The sequence below is a fragment of the Amycolatopsis sp. NPDC052450 genome, from assembly GCF_044547565.1.
In the GTDB taxonomy this organism is placed as follows: Bacteria; Actinomycetota; Actinomycetes; order Mycobacteriales; family Pseudonocardiaceae; genus Amycolatopsis.
The window spans coordinates 804-20,505 of record NZ_JBIUAQ010000014.1 but is presented as its reverse complement, the minus strand read 5'-3'; the positions used below and the strand labels follow the sequence as shown (position 1 = coordinate 20,505).

Genomic DNA, 19,702 nt, shown 5'->3' with positions numbered 1-19,702 from the left:
TGCGGCGTGTCGATGGGTCGGACGGTGGCACGGATCGCGGCCGCGCGGAGAATGGCGGCATGACCGCAGTGCTCGTCGCCCACGCCGGCAGATCCGGCGGGACAAGGGAGATCGCCGAGGTGATCGCCGCCGAACTGCGGGAAGCCGGGCTGACGGCCGATCTGCAGGACGCGGCCGAGGTCGACGACGTCGAACCGTACGGCGCGGTGATCGTCGGGAGCGCGCTGCACCACCGGCGCTGGCGCCCCGAGGCGGTGCGGCTGCTCACCGAACACGAAGAGGCGCTCCGGAACCGTCCGGTGTGGTTGTTCCACAGCGGGCCCTGCGGGCCGCTCGCCGCGGGCAAACGGGTGAGCTTGCCCGCGGGGGTCGCCCTGCTGGCCGCGAGGATCGACGCCGAGCGCACGGCCACCTTCGGCGGCAGGCTCACCCCGGCCACCGCGAGCGGCCTGTTCTGGAAGATCATGGCCGCGGGCCCCTGGGCGGGCGACTTCCGTGACTGGCCGTCGATCCGGGCCTGGGCCCGCGACGTCGGCCGCCGCGTGCGCATCCGCGTCACCCTTTGAAGTACCGGTTTCGTCGGTGGCCTGTCGTACGATACCTGCATGGACAAACGGTTCACTGCGAAGCTGCTCAAAAGCCCGGAGAAGGGCGGCTGGACGTACGTCGTCATGCCCGGCTCCGCCGAGTACTTCGGTACCAAGGGGCTGGTGAAGGTCCGCGGGACCATCGACGGACATCCGTTCCGGAGTTCGTTCATGGCGCTGGGCGACGGCACCCACAAGCTCCCGGTGAAGGCCGATGTGCGCAAAGCGATCGGCAAAGAGGAAGGTGACACGGTGGACGTCGTCCTGCTCGAGCGGCTCGAGGGCTGAGTGGCCGCGGAGTGGAAGCCGTCCCCGGTCATCAAGATCTACGAGGCGCTCGGCGCGGTGGCCGACGGCCGGGTCGAGATCGACGGTGACACGGCGCGCGTCGCCTCGTCGGACAAGGCCAAGACCTACGACGTCCGCCACGATCCGGCCGCGGGGTCGATCACGGCCAACGACAACGGGTCCTACTGGCAGGGCTATCTCGGCTACCCGGGCATCGCGTACTTGATGGAACGCGGCGTGCTCGCCTACGACAGCGGCCTCACCGCCGGGCTGGCAGGCGTGCCATGGAAGGAACTCGCCACCCGATACCGGAACGACTGGGCGAAGGTGGAGAAGCACGTCCGCGACGACCTGGCCGGCGAGGGCGTCGATCTGGACCGGTTCGACGCCGGGCTCGCGGAGATTTCGAAACGGTTGGAAGCGTTGGCGCTCACCAAGCTTTCCCCGCGGCTGCGCCCGCCCAAGTGACTTCTTGAGCGGCGCGGCGCAGCCGCGGCAGTCTCGCCTTCACGGACTTCCGTCAGGTGCCGGCGCACCGGCTGCCGACGTCACGGTGGTCGCATCGTCACCAGGGATCGCGTCGGCGGATAGTGAGGGCCTCCTTCACTACCTTCAGGGTAGGCAAGGAGGCCCTCACGGCCAGCTGGCTTGCCTGTGCGGGGTGACCCACGCACCGCCCTACCCGTTACAGAACGACGGGGGTTCAGCTGCGGGAACTTAGCACTGAAGTACATGATGGCCCCCTTCCTTGAGCTAGGCGCAAGGAAGGGGGGCCATCATGTACTTGAAGCAGTGCCGGTACCGCATGGGGTCGGCCAGGTACTCAGCCGCAGTGTTCCGACGGGCTGTTGTACGTCGTCCCACCCGCGGAACCGCCCCACTTCACGCATTTGCCCGCGGCGGCCGCCCGCACCGGGCCGGCGAACCACGAGAACGACCCGGAGTCGGTGATCCGGGAAGACCCGGCGACCTCGAGGTAGGCCGACGTCGCGGTCGCGGTTCCGGTGGCCGTGCTCTTCATCGTGCTGACACAGTTCTGTCCGTTGGAAGCGTTGTAGGACAGGTAAACCGTGCCCGCCGTCCCGAGCGGTGCCGAGTCGATCACGCTGTATCCGCCGCCGCACACCGGGGCGCCGAGCGTGGTCTCGGTGACCGTCGAGAAGCGGATGGTCTCGTTGGCGTTGCCCGCCGGGCCCGCTTCGTACAGCACGCCGACCGAACCCGAGGACAGCTGGACCATGTCGGAGTACGCGGCGTCGCCGCTCCACACCAGGGTTCCGGCGGAGTTGCCCTGCCAGTTCGCGCCCTCGTCGAAGGAAGACCGGACGACGAGTTCCTTGCGGCGGTCGCAGACCGACGGTGCGGCGAACAGGATCCGGTTGTACTTGCCCGCCTTGTCGGTCCCGGTCATCCGCGCGGTCGAAGCCTGCACCACCGGGGTGATCAGATCCTCTTCGAAGGTGAACTTGGTGGAGAAGCTCGCCCCGCCGTCGGAGCTGATGGCGTAGGCGCGGTTCTTCGCGCCGCCGCTGAGGCATTTGTCGCCGTTGTTGGCCTGGTTGCGCGCCGCGGCGTAGACCCTGCCGTCGAGCAGTTCGGTGACGCTGATTTCCTGGGGGTTCAGCGCGGCCGACAACGCCGGGGTGTCGGTGGCGCCGCGCTTCCACGTGACACCTTGGTCGTCGCTGTAGACGAGCGCGCCGCTGTTCTTGCCGTCGATGGTGTAGCTCATCCCGGCGACGATCCGGCCGGCGTGCGCGCCGCGGGTCAGCACGATGCCGTGTGACGGGCCGGTCGCGAGCCAGCCCGGCGCGGAGTCGAACCCGAGCTGGGTGGTGAGCACCTTGGGCGCGGTCCAGGTCTTGCCGTGGTCGTCGCTGATCGAGACGCGCGGAATCCGGTTGCAGTCGGGGTTCTTGACGCATTCCATCACCGAGAGCAGCACGATCCGTCCGGTGGACGGGATCACGATCGGCGTCGGATTTCCTTTGGTGTCACCGAAACCTTCGATGACGATTTTCGGCGCGCTCCAGGTCCTGCCGTTGTCCGCCGAACGTTTCACGACGAGATCGATGTCGCCGCTGTCGTTGCAGAAGCTGGCGCCGCCGTTGCGGCCTTCGGCGAACGCGAGCAGTTCGCCGTTGTTCGCCTTGACGATGGCGGGGATTCTGAAGCAGTCGTAACCTTCTGTTTTCTCTTTGTACACCAACGTGTTCCCGACGGCGGCGGCCGAGATCCGGTCGACGGTGTCCGGGGTGGCGAGAGAGGTGGCCGGGGATGCGCCGACCGCCGCGGTGGCGACGAGGGCCGCGAACAGGCCCTGTGCGACGCGGGAGATCTTCACGGGAGTGCTCCGTCCTGGATTCGATTCCGGGTGACGGGACATGAGGGTCCTTCCGGCTCGTACAGCCGTCGTACAAGGCGCGTACAACCCCGGTTTCGCCTTCTGTGTCAGGTGACGCAGAACGACGGTGGTTTCCCTGCCAAGCTCGTTCCCGTCGGACACGGCGCGAGATCGGAAGGGGGAGGGCCGATGAAGGTGTTCGATCTCGAGGGGCGAGAGTGGACGGTCGATCGCCGGTTCGCGCCGTGGCGCCGGTGGGTCCAGCCGATCGCGGGACTCACCGGCGGTTACCGGCAGCACAAGCTCACCGCGGACTGGAAGTTCCCTGCCGACGACGGCATGGGGCAGCGCGAGGGAGAATCCGTGAACAAGGTGGCCCTCGGACTGTGGGGAACGCTGGCCGTCGTGGAGATACTCGTGCACGTTCCGGTGTACGTGCTGCTGGGGCTCCTCCTGCTGCCGTTCCTGGCGTTGGAACTGCTGTGCCAAGGCGTGGCGGGTTCCTTCGCGCGGGCCGTGCGGTGGTTCCGGAAGGCGCCGGCGCGGGTCGACGTCGCCGGATGGCACAAGGAACATCGCAGCCTCGCGTCGCTGACCATCCTCAAGGTGCGCGACGATCTGGCGGCTCCTCTGGTGGCCGAGCTGAGCGGCCTGCTCCGCGGCCGCGTCATGTTCGATCCCGGTGACCCGGCCGTGTACGAGGTGCTCACCCGATTCGACGTGCGGGTGGAACGCCATCGGACCTTGCTTCGTCGGAGATCCGTGCACCGATGAGGGGGAGACGCGATGCGGGTGACCGATACCGACGGCGGCGAGTGGCTGATCGTGCGCCGGTTCGCGCCGTGGCTGCGCCGGATCCGCCCGCTCGCCATCGTCACCGAAAGCGAGCGCTACCGGGAGGTGTCGTTCACCCGGCTCCGCGGCCGGTCCGGCGCGGAAGAGCGCCTTGGCTTCGAGGACTGGCTGATGCTGGGCTTCGCCGTCGGACAGGCCGCCGGGCTGGCGTTGATCCTGTCGCCGGCCATCCTGGTGGAACTGGTGGCCTGGGCGGTGACGGGTGCGGTCCTGTGGTCGGCGAGGCTGACCGGTCTGGCTCGCGCCCGGATCGACCTCGTCGCGCCGCCGCCTTCCGCGCGCAGCCTCGCGCCGGTGCGGGTGCTGCTGGTGCCGGCGAAGGCCGCGGCCGAGCTCACCCGCGAACTCGCGACGCTGATCGAGACCACGCCGGATTTCGATCCGGGGAACGAGCCGCGCGTACGGAAACTCGGAGCGCGCGTGGAACGGCACTTCGGTATGCCATGGCGGCTCAGTGGTCGTCGGGTGCCAGCTGCCTGAGATCGTTCAGGCTCCGGACGACGAGCCGCTGGCGCCCGGTGCTGAGGAGCCCATCGGAACGCAGGGTCCGGAGAGTCCGCGCGACGGCTTCCCGTGACGCGGACGCGAGTCCCGCCAGGTCGCGCTGGCTGATCCGCAGGGCGATCAGGGTGCCTTCGGGGACGGGCACGCCGTACCGCTCGGCGAGGTCGACCAGGATCGCGGCGATGCGTTCGGCGGCGGTGCTGTCCCCGAATTCGGTGCGGCGCGAGTTGGCGTAGCGCAGGCGGGAGGTGATGATCCGGAGCAGGACGACGGAGATGCCCGGCTGCTCGCGGAGCACGGAGTTGAACGCCCGTGAGGACAGCCACAGCCCGGTGACCGGCTCGACGGCGATCGCGGTGGCCGAGCGCAGGCTGCCGTCCATCGACGCCATCTCGCCGATGATGTCGCCCGGATCGCGGACGGCCAGTACGGCGTCGTAGCCGCCGGTGGACACCGACGTGATCTTGACCCGCCCGGTCATCAGGATCAGCACCCAATCCGACCGGTCACCCTCCCGGATGATCACCGTGCCCGCCGGGTACCGGCGCAGTTCGGCCTCGGCACGCAGCGCCTTGCGCTGGCCGTCGTCGAGCAGTTCCCAGAGCCTGCCGGGTGGGTCGTGCGGCTCCGCCGCCGGCTGTGTCATGCCTTCTCGTCGCCTCCGTGCGCGATCGTACGAGCAGGCACGGCCGGGCGTTGACCGGGGATCTCTTGGTATGCCTGGGAAAGGCGCTGGATGCCGTCCCGCAGCTGCGCGCCTGTCGCGGCGCTCACATAGCTCAGCCGCAGATAGGGCCCTGGCGCCTCGGCCGCGAAGTACATCCGGCCGGGGGTGACCGCTACTCCGGCACGGAAAGCGGCGCTGGTCAGCGCCACTTCGTCAGCGAAAGCGGGGAGCGGCTGCCACAGGTGATAGCCCCCGGTCGGGACCGGGACGGCGGTCCAGGACGGCAGGAACTCCCGCAGTGCCGAGACGGCGACGTCGCGGCGTTCCCGCAGCGCGGCGGCGAGGATCCGCAGATGGCGCGACCAGGCGGGAGAGCTCACCAGTTCGAGCGCGGTCTCCTGCAGTGGCCGCGGTACGAAGAAGCTCTCGACGGCGTGGAGCCCGCGCAGCCGCTCCAATGCCGGACCGCGGGCGGCGAGCGCGCTGATCCGCAGGCTCGGTGACGCGGGTTTCGTGAGCGACCGGATGTGCACCACGACGCCGTCGGGGTCGTCGGCCACGAGCGGGGGTGGGGGAGCCGGGCTCCCGGGATGCGCCATCAGCCGGGCGAAGTCGTCCTCGATGACGAAAGCGCCGGCGTCACGGGCGATCCGCAGGACCTCGGCACGGCGTTCGGCGGACAGCACCGCGCCGGTCGGGTTCTGGAACGCGGGCTGGCAGACGAACAGCCGCGCGCCGGTGTCGCGGAAGGCGCCGGCGAGCAGTTCGGGCCGGACGCCGTCGCGGTCGATCGGCACCGGGACCGGCCGCAGTCCCGAGGCCCGCGCGATGGCCAGCATCCCCGGATACGTCGGGGATTCCACCAGCACCGGCGCGCCGGGGGCGCCGAGCGCGCGCAACGCCGTGGTCAGCGCGCTCTGCCCGCCCGAGGTGATCAGCACGTTCTCGACGTTCACCGGGCTGCCGATGTCGCGGGCGAACCAGGCCCGCAGTTCGGGCAGGCCACAGATCGGCGGCCGGGTCCACGCGCCGGGGCGGCGTCCGGCGCGGGCGGAGGCCGCCGCGAGTTCGCGTTCCGGCTGGAGGCTCGGATGCGTGTAGCCGCCGTTGAGGTCGATGACTCCCGATGGCGGGTCGCTCAGCGCGGCGAGCACGCCGCTCGCGTCGATGGCGCGGGCACCGGACTGGGAACTCAGCGCCACCTCCTGCCACGACACGTCACCGGTCACCGCGACTTCCCGGGGTGGCGGGGCACGGAAGACGCCGGCGCCGGGACGGGTGATCACCAGACCTTCGGCGGCCAGTGCGGCGATCGCGCGCGACACCGTCACCGGGCTCACCTTCAGCTGCCGGACCAGCTCCCGGCTGGACGGCAGCTTTCCTTCGATCGGATAGCGCTCCAGCTCGGACCGCAGCTGTGTGACCAGGCTGGTGACGCTGCTACCATCGGACATGAGACTGGATGATAGCGCTATCGCGGACCGGGCAGTAGCGGTCCGCTCCGGGACCGCGCTGGCGGCGCTGGGGGTCCTCGCCTTCTCGTTCACGTTCCCCGCCACCGTGTGGGCGCTCAAAGGCTTCGACGCGTGGACCGCCACCGGGCTGCGCAGTGTCCTGGCCGCGCTGGTCGCCGGCACCTGTCTCCGCGTCTTCCGGGTCCCGCTGCCGAGACGCGATCAGTGGCGTGGCCTCGCCGTGGTCGCCCTCGGCTGTGTCCTCGCGTTCCCGATCCTGACCACGCTCGCGTTGAAGACGTCGTCCACGGCGCATTCCGCGGTGGTGATCGGGCTGCTGCCGCTGGCCACCGCCGTCATCTCGTCGAGGCTGACCGGGCACCGGCCGTCCCGCCGGTTCTGGCTCGCCGCCGCGGTCGGCGCGAGCGCGGTCGTGGTGTTCACCGTCGCGCAGAGCGGCGGCGGACTGTCCACAGCGGACCTGTTCCTGTTCGGCGCGCTCGTGCTGTGCGCGTTCGGGTACGCCGAGGGCGGCAGGCTGGCCAGGGAAATGGCGGGCTGGCACGTGATCGCGTGGGCGCTGGTCCTCGCGCTGCCGGTCACCGGCGCGTTCGCCGTCTTCGGGCTCGCGACCGAACCGCTGCACGTCACGGGCGAGGGGATCGTCGGCCTGCTGTACGTCGCGCTCATTTCGCAGTTCGGCGGGTTCTTCGCCTGGTACCGGGGGATGGCCGAGATCGGCGTCGCGCGGGCGAGTCAGTTGCAGCTCGCCCAGCCGCTGCTGACGCTGGTCTGGGCGGTCCTGCTGCTCGGCGAGCACCTTCCGGCCGCCGCGCCGGTGACCGCGCTGATCGTCGTCGCCTGCATCGTGGTCACGCAACGCTCCCGCAGCTAGATCAACGTCGCGAATCCGCCAGACCGCGGTGCCCGCGCGGTGATGGGCTGAAGCACATGACCGCTTCGACCCTCGACACCTCCGCGCGGACCCCGCTGAAGGGATGGCTCGCCGTCCTCGCGGTGACACTGGGGATCTTCTCCCTCGTCACCACGGAGATCCTGCCGATCGGCCTCCTGACCCCGATCGGCGAGGACTTCCGGATCACGCCGGGGACGGCGGGCCTGACCATGACCCTGCCCGGATTCCTCGCCGCGATCGCCGCCCCCGCGGTCACCGTCGCGGCCGGGCGGCTCGACCGCCGGATCCTGCTGTGCGCGCTGATGGTGGTGCTGGCGCTGGCCGACGTCCTCGCGGCGACCGCGCAGGCCTACTGGGCGATGCTGGTCTCGCGGGTACTGGTCGGGCTGGTGATCGGTGCTTTCTGGGCGATCGGTTCCGGGCTCGCCGAACGGCTCGTCGGCCCTCGGCACGCGGGCAGGGCGACCGCGGTGATCTTCTCCGCCGTGCCACTCGGTTCCGTGCTGGGCGTGCCCGCGGGGACGTTCGCCGGCGAGTTGCTCGGCTGGCGAGCGGCGTTCGCGGTGATGACGGTGTTCACGATCGGCGTTCTCGCCGCGTTGGCCTTCTCGCTGCCTCCGCTGCCGTCGCGGGGCGCCACCCGGCTGGGCGTCCTGCGCGAGATGACGCGGGGGCGGGCGACCAGGCTCGGTCTGCTCGTCACGGTCCTGGTCGTGCTCGCCCATTTCGGGACCTACACCTACGTCACGCCGCTCCTGCGCCAGGTGACGCAGGTGGGCCCGGAGCTGATCACCGTCTTCCTGTTCGTCTACGGCACGGCCGGGATCGCCGGCAACTTCGTCGCGGGCGCCGCGATCGCCCGCGATCTCCGGCTGACCTTCCTCGCGGCGGCGGGGTCTCTCGGCGTCGCGGCACTCGCGTTGCCGTTTCTCGGCGATTCGAAGCCGGGCGCGCTCGCGCTGCTGGCGGCCTGGGGTTTCGCCTACGGAGCCGTCCCGGTCTGCTCGGGAACCTGGTTCGCGCGAGCGGCACCACAGGCGCCCGAAGCTGCGTCGGTGCTGTTCACGTCGTCGTTCCAAGCGACCCTCTCGGCGGGAGCACTCCTCGGCGGGATGGTCGTCGACGCGGTCTCCGTCCCGGCCGTGATGGTCACCGGCGGGGTGATCGCGCTGCTCGCGGCCGCCGTCCTCAGCCGAGCACGGTCAGCGTGACCAGCGCGGTGGTCCCGACCAGCAGGGTGGAGAGCAGGCCGAGCAGCAGGGCGCGGCCACCGGTGCGGACGAGCTTGCCGATCCGGACCGCGCAGCCCAGCCCGAACAGCGCCCCGGCCAGCAACAGTGTGCAGGCGATCTTGGCGACGTCGAGCGCGAAACCCGGCACGACGCCGGTGCTGCGCACGGCGGCCATCGCCAGGAAACCGAGGACGAACAGCGGGACCAGCGGCGGCCGCTTCCCGTCGACGGGGCGATGCCGTTCGTGCATCCCGACCGCGGCGACCATCGGGGCCAGCAGGACCACCCGGCTGAGCTTGATCACGATGGCGACCGCGATGGCGGCGCCGCCCGCCGGGGTCGCCGCGGCGACGACCTGCGCGACCTCGTGCACGCTGAGCCCGGCCCATTCGCCGATCCGGACCGCGTCGAGCCGCAGCCAGCCGCCGATCAGCGGGACGGCCGCGATGGCGAGCCCGCCGTAGAAGGTGACCAGGGCGACGGCGGTGGCGACGTCGGAGTCTTCGCGTTCGACGACGCCTTCCATCGCGGCGATGGCCGACGCGCCGCAGATGGAGAATCCGGTCGCGACCAGCATCGCCAGGCCACGCGGCACGCCGAGGAGCCTGCCGAGGCCGATCGTGCCGAGGAAGGTGATGCCGACCGTGAGCACCACGGCGAGCAGCGTCCCGGGGCCCAGCGCCAGGACCGAGGGGAGCGAGAGCTGAAGGCCCAGGAGCACGACACCGGCGCGGAGCAGCTTCTTGGTGGTTCCGGAGATCGCCTTCCGGGTCTCGTCCGACAGCGACGGCAACGAGCCGGTGATGATGCCGAGCACGACGGCGATGGTGAGCGCGCTGACGACCGGGAACGCGGTGCCGACCAGGTACGCGGCGCCCACTCCGGCGCCGGTTACGGCCACCGCGGTCAGGAAGGGCTTCGTCGGTCTCGCGTGCGTGGTGCTCATGATTCGAGCTTCGTCCGCCCGGGGTGACCTCGGTAGCCGGGAAAGCGAGGGGTAGGTCATACACTTGGGCTATGACCACACCCGACCTGGACTCCCTGCGCCTGCTGGTGCTCGTGGACGAGCTCGGCAGTATCGGGCAGGCCGCCGCCAGCCTCGGGATCGCGCAGCCGTCGGCGAGCAAACGACTGTCCACAGTGGAGCGACGGCTGGGGCTGGTGCTGGTCGACCGTACGCGGCGCGGTTCCGCGCTCACTCCCGACGGTCGGGTCATCGCGGGCTGGGCGCACCGGGTGCTCTCCGAACTCGACGGTCTGCTCGACGGCGCCGAAGCGCTGCGCACCCAGCACGAGGCACATCTGCGGGTCGCCGCGAGCATGACGCTGGCCGAGTATCTGGTGCCGGGCTGGATCGGCGAACTCAAACGCCTCGACCCCGGGCTGTACCTCGGGCTGGAGGTCACCAACTCCGACCAGGCCGCCGAACTGGCACGGGAGGGCAAGGTCGATCTCGGGTTCGTCGAGTCGCCCGGTTCGTTGCCCGGCCTTTCGTCCCGGCGGGTGGCCACCGATCACCTGGTCCTCGTCGTGCCCGCGAGTCATCCGTGGGCACGCAAGCGCCGGCCCGTGACCGCGGCCGAACTGGCGATCACGCCGCTCGTGGTCCGCGAACCGGGTTCCGGGACCAGGGAGACCGTGGACGCCGCGTTGCGCAAGGCCGGTGTCGGTCCGGCGAAACCGTTGCTGGAACTGGGTTCCGCCTCCGCGGTCGGCAACGCGGTGATCGCGGGCGCCGGTCCGGCGGTGATCAGTGAACTCGCCATCGTCCGGGATGTCGCCGAAGGCAGGCTCGTCCCGGTCGCGGTGGACGGCGTCGACTTCGGCCGGGAACTGCGCGCGGTGTGGCCCGCCGGGCGACGGCTCGCCGGTCCGGCCGCGGCGCTGCTGGGCATCGCGGTCCGGAACGCGAAATCCCGATGAGTCCTTTCATGAAAGCGGAGTGCCGGACTCCGGGTAGCCGGCCGGATGGCGCATTGGAGGCTTTACTCCTCTAGCTCTTGAAAAGCCCGCGTGTAGGGACTCTCCTGGAGGGGTACCAGCTTCTCGAAGGTGTGTCCTCGTGCTGGGAGTCGTCATGACCGAGGTGAAGGCAGCGCCCCGACCAGACGCCGTCCGCTTCGGCGGGCGAAACCGGGCGCCCAAGGGCAGCGTGTTCCTCAATATCGTGCGCACCACCGATCACAAGACGATCGGGCTGATGTACCTCACCACCTCGTTCGGGTTCTTCGTCGCCGGCGGGTTCATGGCGCTGCTGATGCGCGGCGAACTGGGCAGGCCGGGGATGCAGTTCCTGTCGCAGGAGCAGTACAACCAGCTGTTCACCATGCACGGCCTCATCATGCTGCTGCTGTACGCGACACCGAACCTCTTCGCCTTCGCCAACTACATCCTGCCGCTGCAGATCGGCTCCCCGGACGTCGCTTTCCCGAGACTGAACGCGTTCTCCTACTGGCTCTACCTCTTCGGCGGGCTGATGGTGCTCAGCTCGTTCCTCACCCCGGCCGGCGCGCCCGACTTCGGCTGGACGATGTACACGCCGCTGTCCAACGCCGCGCACACCCCGGGCGTCGGCGCCGATCTGGTGATCATGGGCCTGATCGTCTCCGGACTCGGGACGATCCTCGGCGCGGTCAACATGGTCACCACGATCCTCTGCCTGCGCGCGCCGGGGATGACCATGTGGCGGCTGCCGCTGTTCACCTGGAACATCCTGTTCACCACGATCCTGATCCTGGCGGTCTTCCCGATCCTCACCGCGGCGCTGTTCGGCCTGATGGCGGACAGAAGGCTCGGCGCGCACGTCTTCGATCCGGCCAACGGCGGGGCGATCCTGTTCCAGCACCTGTTCTGGTTCTTCGGGCATCCCGAGGTGTACATCGTCGCGTTGCCGTATTTCGGCATCATCACCGAGATCGTCCCGGTGTTCAGCCGGAAACCGCTGTTCGGCTACAAACTCATGGTGTTCGCGACGATCGCGATCACCGCGCTGTCCTTCGCCGTGTGGGCGCACCACATGTTCGCCACCGGTGCGGTGCTGCTGCCGTTCTTCTCCATCATGACCTTCCTCATCGCGGTGCCGACCGGGATCAAGTTCTTCAACTGGATCGGCACCATGTGGAAGGGGCAGCTCACCTTCGAGTCACCGATGCTGTGGTCGATCGGGTTCATGGTGACGTTCCTGCTCGGCGGGCTGACCGGGATCATCCTCGCCGCGCCACCGCTGGACTTCCACATCCACGACACCTATTTCGTGGTGGCGCATTTCCACTACGTCCTGTTCGGCACCATCGTGTTCGCCACCTTCGCCGGGATCTACTTCTGGTTCCCCAAGATGACCGGGCGGATGCTCGACGAGCGGCTCGCGAAACTCCATTTCTGGACCACCTTCATCGGCTTCCACACGACGTTCCTCGTCCAGCACTGGCTCGGCAACCAAGGCATGCCGCGCCGCTACGCCGACTACCTGAGCAGCGACGGTTTCACCTTGCTGCACACCATTTCCACGATCGGCGCGTTCCTGCTCGGCGCGTCGGTGCTGCCGTTCGTCTGGAACGTCGTGCGCAGCTACCGGTTCGGGGAGATCGTCGAAGTCGACGACCCGTGGGGGCACGGGAACTCCCTGGAATGGGCGACGACCTGTCCGCCGCCCCGGCACAACTTCCACGACCTGCCGAGGATCCGGTCCGAACGTCCCGCGTTCGAACTCCACTACCCCCACATGATCCCCCGGCTGCGGGCCGAGGGGCACACCACCCCGTTCCAGCGCCGCGATCAGCCCACCCCGTCGGAACTGGCGGCGGACAAGGCGCTGAAGGACGACACCGCCTGACCGAGGGAATGAGGTACCGCGCATGATCCCCATGGACGTCGAAGGGATGGCAGTCCTGGCTCCGGAAGCGGCACCGGTGATGTTGCTGCGGGAGCGGGAGGGCGAACGCCGCTGGCTGGCGATCACGATCGGCGGCCCCGAGGCGAGCGCGGTGGCGCTCGCGCAGGAGAAGATCCGGCTGCCAAGGCCCGGCACGATCGAACTGATCGGCCAGGTGGTCGAATCGTTCGGGCACCGGGTCACCGGTGTCCAGGTCACCGCGCTGCGGGACGGCATCTTCTTCGCCGACCTGGTGCTCGATTCCGGGATCCGCGTCTCGGCCCGGCCGAGTGACGCGGTCGCGATCGGCCTGCGGGCCGGAGTCGGGATCGAGGTGGCGGACGCGGTGCTCGAGGTCGCTTCCGTACGGGTCGAGATCATGGGCTCCGGACCCGACGCGGAACTGCCGTCGGTGCCGCCGGACCCGGTCGCGCAGGAACGGGAGGTCGAGGAGTTCCGGGCGGCGCTGGACAAGATCGTGCCCGAGGACTTCGGGGACCTGCCTCCCGACCCTGGCCCTGGCCACTAACCCGTGCAATGAAGGGGCCTTTCATAGCAAATTTTGCTATGAAAGGCCCCTTCATTGCGGTTAAGTACGACTACTTCTTCGCCAGGCCCTGCTCGATCGCCTCGATGATGCGCGGCCGCATCTCGGCCGCGCTGATGATCGCGTCCACCGAGCCGACCTTCACCGCGCGTTCGATGCTGTGCACGCCGTCGAACTCGGCCGCGACCGCGCCCAGTTTCTCGGACCGCACCGACGACTGGAGTTCGGCCAGTTCCGCGGCGAGCGCGGCGCGTTCGGCACCGGTCGCCCCGCTCAGCTTCTCGGTGAGCGACCGCACCCGCGGGTCGGCCGCGGTCCGCGCGTTGACCTCACCGGCGAACACGACCGCCGCGGCGGGCGCGCCACCGAGCACGGAGGCGAACGAGCCTTCCAGCGCCAGCACCGTCATGTTCGGGTTCAGCGCCTTCGAGAAGACCACGAACGCGCCGCCGTGGTACCGCGAGATCACGGTGAACACGATCGGGCCTTCGAAGTTGACGATCGCCCGGCCGATCTCGGCGCCGTACTCCAGTTGCAGCTTCCGCATCGACTCCGGCGAACCGTCGAAACCGGACAGGTTCGCGAGCACCACGAGCGGCCGGTTGCCGCTGGCCGCGTTGATCGCCCGCGCCGCCTTCTTCGACGACCGCGGGAACAGGGTGCCCGCGGTGTAGGTGTCCGGTCCGTCGGTGGGCGGGAAGCCGCGGCGCGGCACCGAACGCGACTCGATCCCGAGCAGGCACACCGGCCGCCCGCCGAGGTGTACGTCCTGCACGGCCGCGGTCTCCGCGTCCGCCATTCCCGGCCAGCGCTCCAGCACCGGGTGGTCCTGATCCGACAGCGCGCGCATCACGGTGCGGATGTCGAACGGCTTCTTGCGGTCGGGGTTGGCCTCCCGCGAGAAGATCTGGCCGACCGTGGTGAAGTCGCTGTCGACGGCCGCGTGCGGGAACGACGAGACGTCCCGGTCGATCGGGTCGTTCGTGACCGCCTTGCGGGGTCCGGATTCGCCCGGCGCCACGTAGGTGTGGTCGTAGTGCGACATCAGCACGTCCCGCGCCGCGGCGAGGTTCGGCGCCCAGTACTGCGCCTGGCCGTTCGGGCCCATGACACGGTCGTAGCCGCCGATGCCGAAGTTGTCCTCCGCGGAGACACCGCCGGAGAAGTCGAGCGACTGCTTGCCGGTCAGCACCATCGCGGAGTCCGGCGTCATCACCAGGATTCCCTTGGTGTGCATGAGCATCGTCGCTTCGGCGTTCCAGTACGGCTGGGCGCCGACGTTGATCCCGGCGACCACGATGTTGATCTCGCCGCCGTTCTGGGTGAAGTGCACGATCCGTTTGAGCGCGGCCGCGACCCAGTCCATGTTCTCGGTGCCGGACTCCATCGAGATCCGGGCGCCCGCCGAGAGCGCGTACCACTCCAGCGGGACCCCCAGCCGCTCGGCGAGATCCAGCGCCGCGATCACCCGTGAGCACTCCGGCTCCGACAGCGCGCCGAGCGCCTTCGTCGGGTCGCCCAGCAGCACCACGCGCTGGACACCCTCGGGGTAACGCTCGGTCGGCGTGGTGACCACACCGGCGACGATCGCCGCCTTGTTGCGCCCCTTCTTCCGGTCGACCGGGACGAGGGTGTTCGTGTCGTCCATGTCGTACTCGGTGAACGAGCCGAGCATCTCGGTCAGCTCGTACGGGTACACCGTGTCGCGGCGGCGGGCGCGCAGGACGTTTTGGCGGTAGTCGTCGAGCGGGAGGATCGGCTCGGTGACGGGTTCGGACACCGACATCTGCACGCCGCCGCTGACGTCGTAGCCGATCCGCACGGCGACCTCGTTGACTTCACCGGTCGCGCGGTCACGCTGCCTGCCGAGGAACTGGACCTCTTCGAGACCCGCGCCCGCCGTCGACGGCTGCACCCGCTGGGCGACCGTGTCCAGTTCTTCGCCGGTGAGCTCACTGGTCGGCCACACATACAGCATGATCCGGTTGGTGTCGAAACGCTTCCTCGGCGGAAGCTTCGCCTGCACCCCGCGGATCGCGTCGAGGCACCCCGCCAGCGTGCCTTCGACCGCGGGCAGTGCCAGCAGCTTGCCGTCGCTGTCCCGCAACGGGGTCAGGTCACGGACCTGGGCGAGCGCGACCAGCCGCTGATCGGACGGGTTCATCGGCGAGACGCACTTGAACAGGTAGACGTCCTCGTCGCCGGACGGCAACCGCGTGAGGTCGAAGTTCGCCAGCCGCTGCAACTGCATCCGCTGCGCGATCAGCGGGTGCAGGCCGCGGATCAGCCGCTCTTCGCTGAACCCGGTCGAGGACGGGCGGAAGGTGAAGTGGTGGTGCATGACCGCGCCGCCGTGCCCGGCGACCGTGGTGGTGATCCGCCGGACGCGGCTGGGCAGCGACCCGGCCACGAGGACCTCACGCAGCCCGGCCGCCATCGCGTCATCGTCGGCCGACTCGTCGTCCCACGTCAGGTAGAGGTCCGCCTCGACGTCGGTGTCGGCGGGCAGCTTCGCGGCGAGATCGGCGACCGCCTCGATCGCCCCTGGCAGCCCGGCGCGGTCGACGGCGGTGGTCGCCATGTGGAACCGCTCGTTCTCGTCGGTGTAGTCACCGGTGACGAAGGTGCAGCCGCCGACGGTGACCTGCTGGACACCGGTGAGCGCGCGGTTGCCGTAGTAGCGGCGGCTCAGCACCTCCAGCAGCGGGGTGTGATCGGTGCCGGGACGGCCGATCCGCTGCCCGAGCAGGCGCACCAGCGGCTGCGCGCTGGCCAGCATGCTCGCGATCCGCTCGGCGCGGTCCGGCGAATCCGGATGCCGGTCGAGGTGGCTCAGGTGTTTGCGGACCTCGCTGTACACCTCGGCGCGGGTGCGGCGGAGCAGCGGCTGGGCGAACCAGCGGAACACCACACTGCGCGCCAGGTCGCCGACCACCGGGAAACGGAGCTGGGTGGCGGCGATGAGCGCCTCCAGCGCCTTGCCCGCCGGCTCGCGCATCGACTCGAACGGCTGCGGCTCGGTGAGCCACTGCCGCAGCAGCGCGGTGACGATCGCGACGTCGGACGAGGTCCGCTGCTGGGCGAGGAAGATACGGAAGACCGCCTCCTCCAGTTCCGGCGTCCGCTCCAGGTCCTCGATGCCGTAGTGCGCCAGCACCTTCTTGAGCTTGTTCTGGAACGACTCCGACAGCCCGGCGCGTTCGACGTCGAGGCTCTGCAGGTAGGTGTGGAAGAACTCGCGGGAGCTGTGCACCCGGGTGTCCGTCTTGACCTCCTCGCGTGCAGGCTTGTTGCGCATCAGCTCGGAAAGGTCGGCGAAGACGGTCAGCAGTTCGACCTCGCCCTCCAGCGGGCGGTCGCCGTTGCCCTCCAGTTCGGCGCGGGCGGCCAGGTACGCGCTCAGCGTGCGGCGCTCGTCGTGCGGGTCGACGTCGAAGCCGAGCAGGAGGCTGCGCAGATCCTGCTGTCCCCGCGTGATCCGCTGCACGGCCGACGTGCCGTCCGGCTCCACGGGCAGTTCGATCTCGACGCTACCGGTGTCTTCGGCGACCTCTTCGCCTTCTTCCGCCAGCGGCTCGAGCCGCAGCAGTGGAGCGCCGGTCTCGACCTGACTGCCGACCGAGACGACGCACTCACGCAGCTTCGCCCGGAACGGCGCGCGAAGGACCGTCTCCATCTTCATGCTTTCCAGCACCAGCACGGGCGCGCCTGCCTCGACCTCCGCGCCGACCTCCAGCGGTGTCGCGACGACGAGCGCGGGCGCGGGGGAGCGGACGACGCCGCCCTCGTCGCGGCTGACGCGGTGCGTGACGCCGTCGATCTCGACCAGGTGGATCGGTCCGTGCGTGCCGGTGACCAGGCGGAACCGGGTGCCGTTGACGGTGATCTGGCCGGTGTGCTCGTCGAACCGGTCGACCTCGACGTCGGCGGGGTGGACGTCGCCGCCGCCAGCCCAGATGCCGACGCGGAACCGGCGGTGGCCGACCCTGGCCACGCTCACGCGGTACGCGGCGCCACGCAGTTTGAGGTCGAGCGGACGGCCGCTCTCATGCTGAACCTGCGGGCGGCCACCGTGTGCGGTGGAGAGAAGCCGTTGGCGCTCAACGGCTTCTTCGTCTTCGTAGGCCTCGATCGCGGCGGCCGCGAGCGCGATCGCCGAGTGGCGATGCGTGACCAGCTTGCCTTCGCCGCGAACCCGGTCGATCCAGCCGGTGTCGGCGGAACCGTCGATCACCTCGGGCTGGTCGAGCAGGTCGAGCACGAAACTCTTGTTGGTCGCGCCGCCCTCGATGATGACCGTGGTCTGGGCCATCGCGCGGCGCAGACGGCCGAGCGCCTCGTCACGGTCGCGGCCATAGGCGATGATCTTCGCGATCATCGAGTCGAAGTCGGCCGGGATCGTGTCGCCTTCGCTGACCCCGGTGTCGACCCGGATACCGGGGCCGGCGGGCAGGGCGAGCCGCGCGATGCGGCCGGGCGACGGCGCGAAGTCGCGATCCGGGTCCTCGGCGTTGAGCCGCGCCTCGACGGCGTGACCGGACTCGGCGGGCTGGGGGCCTTCGAGCTTGCCGCCGGCCGCGACGTGCAGCTGGGCCTTGACCAGGTCTATGCCGGTGGTCAGCTCGGTGATCGGGTGCTCGACCTGAAGGCGGGTGTTCACCTCGAGGAAGGCGAACAGCTTGTCGCCGGGGTGGTAGAGGAACTCCACCGTCCCGGCGCCGCTGTAGCCGACCGCGAGCGCGAGCCGCTCGGCGGACCGCTTGAGCTCGTCGGCCTGCTCGAGGCTGAGTACGGGGGAGGCGGATTCCTCGATGATCTTCTGGTTGCGGCGCTGCACCGAACAGTCGCGGACGCCGAGCGCCCACGCGGTGCCCTGGCCGTCGGCGATGACCTGGACCTCGACGTGCCGGGCGCCCGTGACCAGGCGCTCCAGGAACACGACGCCGCTGCCGAAGGCGCGCTCGGCCTCCAAGCTGGTGCGCTCGTAGGCGTCCTCGAGCTCGTCGGCGGAGGTGATCACGCGGATACCGCGGCCACCACCGCCCGCGGTCGCCTTGAGCATCAGCGGGTAGCCGATTTCGTCGGCGGCCTTGATGGCGGCGTCGAGATCCGCGACGGCACCGCGGCTCCACGGCGCCACCGGCACACCGACCTCTTCGGCGATCAGCTTCGCGCCGATCTTGTCGCCGAGCTTGCGCATCGCGTTCGCGCTCGGCCCGATGAAGGTGACGCCCAGCCGCTCACACAACTCGGCGAACGCCGGATCCTCCGCCACGAACCCCCAGCCGACCCAGGCCGCGTCGGCCCCGGTCTCGGTCAACGCCCGCTCCAGCACGGCGAAGTCCAGATACGGACGCGCCGACGCCGGACCCAGATTGTGGCTGATGTCGGCTTCCCGCACGAACGTCGCCGACCGGTCCGCGTCCGTGTAGAGCGCGACGGTCTCGATCCGCCGTCCGGTCTCCGCCGAAAGCTCGCGGACGGCGTGGATGAGCCGCATCGCGGCTTCTCCGCGGTTGACGATGGCGACACGACTGAACACCGACTGAGCCTCCCAAGTACCTGACACGACAGCTGACCGTCCCCCCGGATCACGCGCGGGACAGTCTCCTGAACCTGTCTAACAGCCTGCCTCTTACCGGCCGGTACGAGAATGTCGTCGGTGGCGCATGCCGAGGGCCGGGTCTTGTAGGAACCCGCCAAAAAGTGGCCTGGAACACCTCGCCGAGGGGCCTGATGACGTCATGAAGTGGACAACTGGGGGTCCGGCTTGGTAGCCGGGTTCGCGAGGTGTCATCCGGTGTTCACGCCGGTTTCATCGGGTGGGGTTGTCGTCGCTTGGTTCGGTGAGGGAGGGGTGGCCGGTTTTCGGCGACGACCGGGAATGCTGGTGGTTCAGGGGGGCGGGCAGTGGCTGCCGTCGGGGTGACGGCGGCTCGGGATGGCTCAGTGGTGAGTCTCTGACGTGGGTTTCGGGTGGTGACGCTTGTCCGGGTGTTGCGTCGTCGTTTTCTGGCGACGCCCAGGAAGGCCCGGTCGGGGGGAAGGTTGCGGGCTAGCGTGGTTGGACTTGGGTGAGGGCACGCTCGGCCATGAGAACGGTGGTTTCTCAGGTCGAAGGGCGCGGCGGTGCGGGAGACAGCCGTTGCCGTTGTCCGGCGATGGCTCAGTGGTGGATCTCCGACGTGGGTTTCGGGTGGTGACGCTTGTTCGGGTGTTGCGTCGTCGTTTTCTGGCGATGCTCAGGAAGGTCAGGTCGCGGAGCCGGTTGCGGGCTAGCGTGGTTGGACTTGGGTGAGGGCACGCTCGGCCATGAGAACGGTGGTTTCTCAGAGCGAAGGCCGCGGCGGTGCGGGAGACAGCCGTTGCCGTTGTCCGGCGATGGCTCAGTGGTGGATCTCCGACGTGGGTTTCGGGTGGTGACGCTTGTTCGGGTG

General features: G+C 69.6%; 15 protein-coding genes. 10 read left to right on the top strand and 5 right to left on the bottom strand.

Annotation, left to right across the window (positions count from 1 at the left end):
* Nucleotides 1-59 precede the first annotated feature (59 nt).
* From ACIHAO_RS23210 to ACIHAO_RS23200, 3 genes are read left to right on the top strand one after another with little or no spacing between them, the layout of a single operon-like run.
* Nucleotides 60-566 (top strand): flavodoxin domain-containing protein, encoded by a 507-nt coding sequence (locus ACIHAO_RS23210; protein WP_396560966.1) that lies wholly within the window; start codon nucleotides 60-62, stop codon nucleotides 564-566.
* A 39-nt stretch (nucleotides 567-605) separates the two neighbouring features.
* Complete coding sequence (locus ACIHAO_RS23205) at nucleotides 606-875, top strand: DUF1905 domain-containing protein (RefSeq protein ID WP_125783966.1); 270 nt, start codon at nucleotides 606-608, stop codon at nucleotides 873-875.
* The gene (locus ACIHAO_RS23200; protein WP_396560964.1) at nucleotides 876-1,343 is read left to right on the top strand and encodes a hypothetical protein; all 468 of its coding nucleotides are present in this window, start codon (nucleotides 876-878) and stop codon (nucleotides 1,341-1,343) included.
* A gap of 355 nt (nucleotides 1,344-1,698) precedes the next feature.
* On the opposite strand, the gene ACIHAO_RS23195 is transcribed toward ACIHAO_RS23200, so the two are convergent.
* A complete protein-coding gene (locus ACIHAO_RS23195; protein ID WP_396560962.1) occupies nucleotides 1,699-3,219 on the bottom strand; it encodes an exo-alpha-sialidase in 1,521 nt (506 codons plus the stop codon).
* Nucleotides 3,220-3,408: 189 nt separating this feature from the next.
* On the opposite strand from ACIHAO_RS23195, the gene ACIHAO_RS23190 reads away from it, so the two are divergent.
* Nucleotides 3,409-3,993: a hypothetical protein gene (locus tag ACIHAO_RS23190; protein WP_396560960.1), complete on the top strand. Its 585-nt coding sequence runs from the start codon at nucleotides 3,409-3,411 to the stop codon at nucleotides 3,991-3,993.
* Nucleotides 3,994-4,005: 12 nt separating this feature from the next.
* Complete coding sequence (locus ACIHAO_RS23185) at nucleotides 4,006-4,554, top strand: hypothetical protein (RefSeq protein WP_396560958.1); 549 nt, start codon at nucleotides 4,006-4,008, stop codon at nucleotides 4,552-4,554.
* On the opposite strand, the gene ACIHAO_RS23180 is transcribed toward ACIHAO_RS23185, so the two are convergent.
* Together ACIHAO_RS23180 and ACIHAO_RS23175 are read right to left on the bottom strand one after the other, a co-directional pair.
* On the bottom strand, nucleotides 4,526-5,224 hold the full coding sequence (locus ACIHAO_RS23180; RefSeq protein WP_396560956.1) for a Crp/Fnr family transcriptional regulator: 699 nt from the start codon (nucleotides 5,222-5,224) through the stop codon (nucleotides 4,526-4,528). The two genes, ACIHAO_RS23185 and ACIHAO_RS23180, sit on opposite strands and share 29 nt — an antisense overlap.
* Complete coding sequence (locus ACIHAO_RS23175) at nucleotides 5,221-6,699, bottom strand: PLP-dependent aminotransferase family protein (RefSeq protein ID WP_396560954.1); 1,479 nt, start codon at nucleotides 6,697-6,699, stop codon at nucleotides 5,221-5,223. The genes ACIHAO_RS23180 and ACIHAO_RS23175 overlap by 4 nt, the downstream gene beginning before the upstream one ends.
* Between ACIHAO_RS23175 and ACIHAO_RS23170 the strand changes: the two genes are divergently transcribed.
* Entirely contained in the window at nucleotides 6,698-7,594 is an 897-nt protein-coding gene (locus ACIHAO_RS23170; RefSeq protein WP_396560952.1) for a DMT family transporter, read from the top strand. The two genes, ACIHAO_RS23175 and ACIHAO_RS23170, sit on opposite strands and share 2 nt — an antisense overlap.
* 56 nt (nucleotides 7,595-7,650) lie before the next feature.
* Nucleotides 7,651-8,826, top strand: coding sequence for an MFS transporter (locus ACIHAO_RS23165; RefSeq protein WP_396560950.1), 1,176 nt, complete (start codon nucleotides 7,651-7,653; stop codon nucleotides 8,824-8,826).
* Here ACIHAO_RS23165 and ACIHAO_RS23160 read toward each other — a convergent pair.
* Complete coding sequence (locus tag ACIHAO_RS23160; RefSeq protein WP_396560948.1) at nucleotides 8,804-9,793, bottom strand: YeiH family protein; 990 nt, start codon at nucleotides 9,791-9,793, stop codon at nucleotides 8,804-8,806. The two genes, ACIHAO_RS23165 and ACIHAO_RS23160, sit on opposite strands and share 23 nt — an antisense overlap.
* Nucleotides 9,794-9,864: 71 nt before the next feature.
* On the opposite strand from ACIHAO_RS23160, the gene ACIHAO_RS23155 reads away from it, so the two are divergent.
* The 3 genes from ACIHAO_RS23155 (at nucleotide 9,865) to ACIHAO_RS23145 (ending at nucleotide 13,247) form a co-directional block, all read left to right on the top strand.
* The gene (locus ACIHAO_RS23155) at nucleotides 9,865-10,770 is read left to right on the top strand and encodes a LysR family transcriptional regulator (RefSeq protein WP_396560946.1); all 906 of its coding nucleotides are present in this window, start codon (nucleotides 9,865-9,867) and stop codon (nucleotides 10,768-10,770) included.
* Nucleotides 10,771-10,924: 154 nt separating this feature from the next.
* Entirely contained in the window at nucleotides 10,925-12,679 is a 1,755-nt protein-coding gene (gene ctaD / locus ACIHAO_RS23150; RefSeq protein WP_396560944.1) for a cytochrome c oxidase subunit I, read from the top strand.
* Nucleotides 12,680-12,701: 22 nt separating this feature from the next.
* Nucleotides 12,702-13,247: a bifunctional nuclease family protein gene (locus tag ACIHAO_RS23145; RefSeq protein ID WP_396560942.1), complete on the top strand. Its 546-nt coding sequence runs from the start codon at nucleotides 12,702-12,704 to the stop codon at nucleotides 13,245-13,247.
* Between the two features lie 70 nt (nucleotides 13,248-13,317).
* Here the strand turns inward: ACIHAO_RS23145 and ACIHAO_RS23140 are convergent, their stop codons facing one another.
* Nucleotides 13,318-18,807 carry a carboxyl transferase domain-containing protein gene (locus ACIHAO_RS23140; protein ID WP_396560940.1) on the bottom strand — a complete coding sequence of 1,830 codons (5,490 nt, stop codon included), beginning with the start codon at nucleotides 18,805-18,807 and terminating at the stop codon, nucleotides 13,318-13,320.
* Nucleotides 18,808-19,702: the final 895 nt, after the last annotated feature.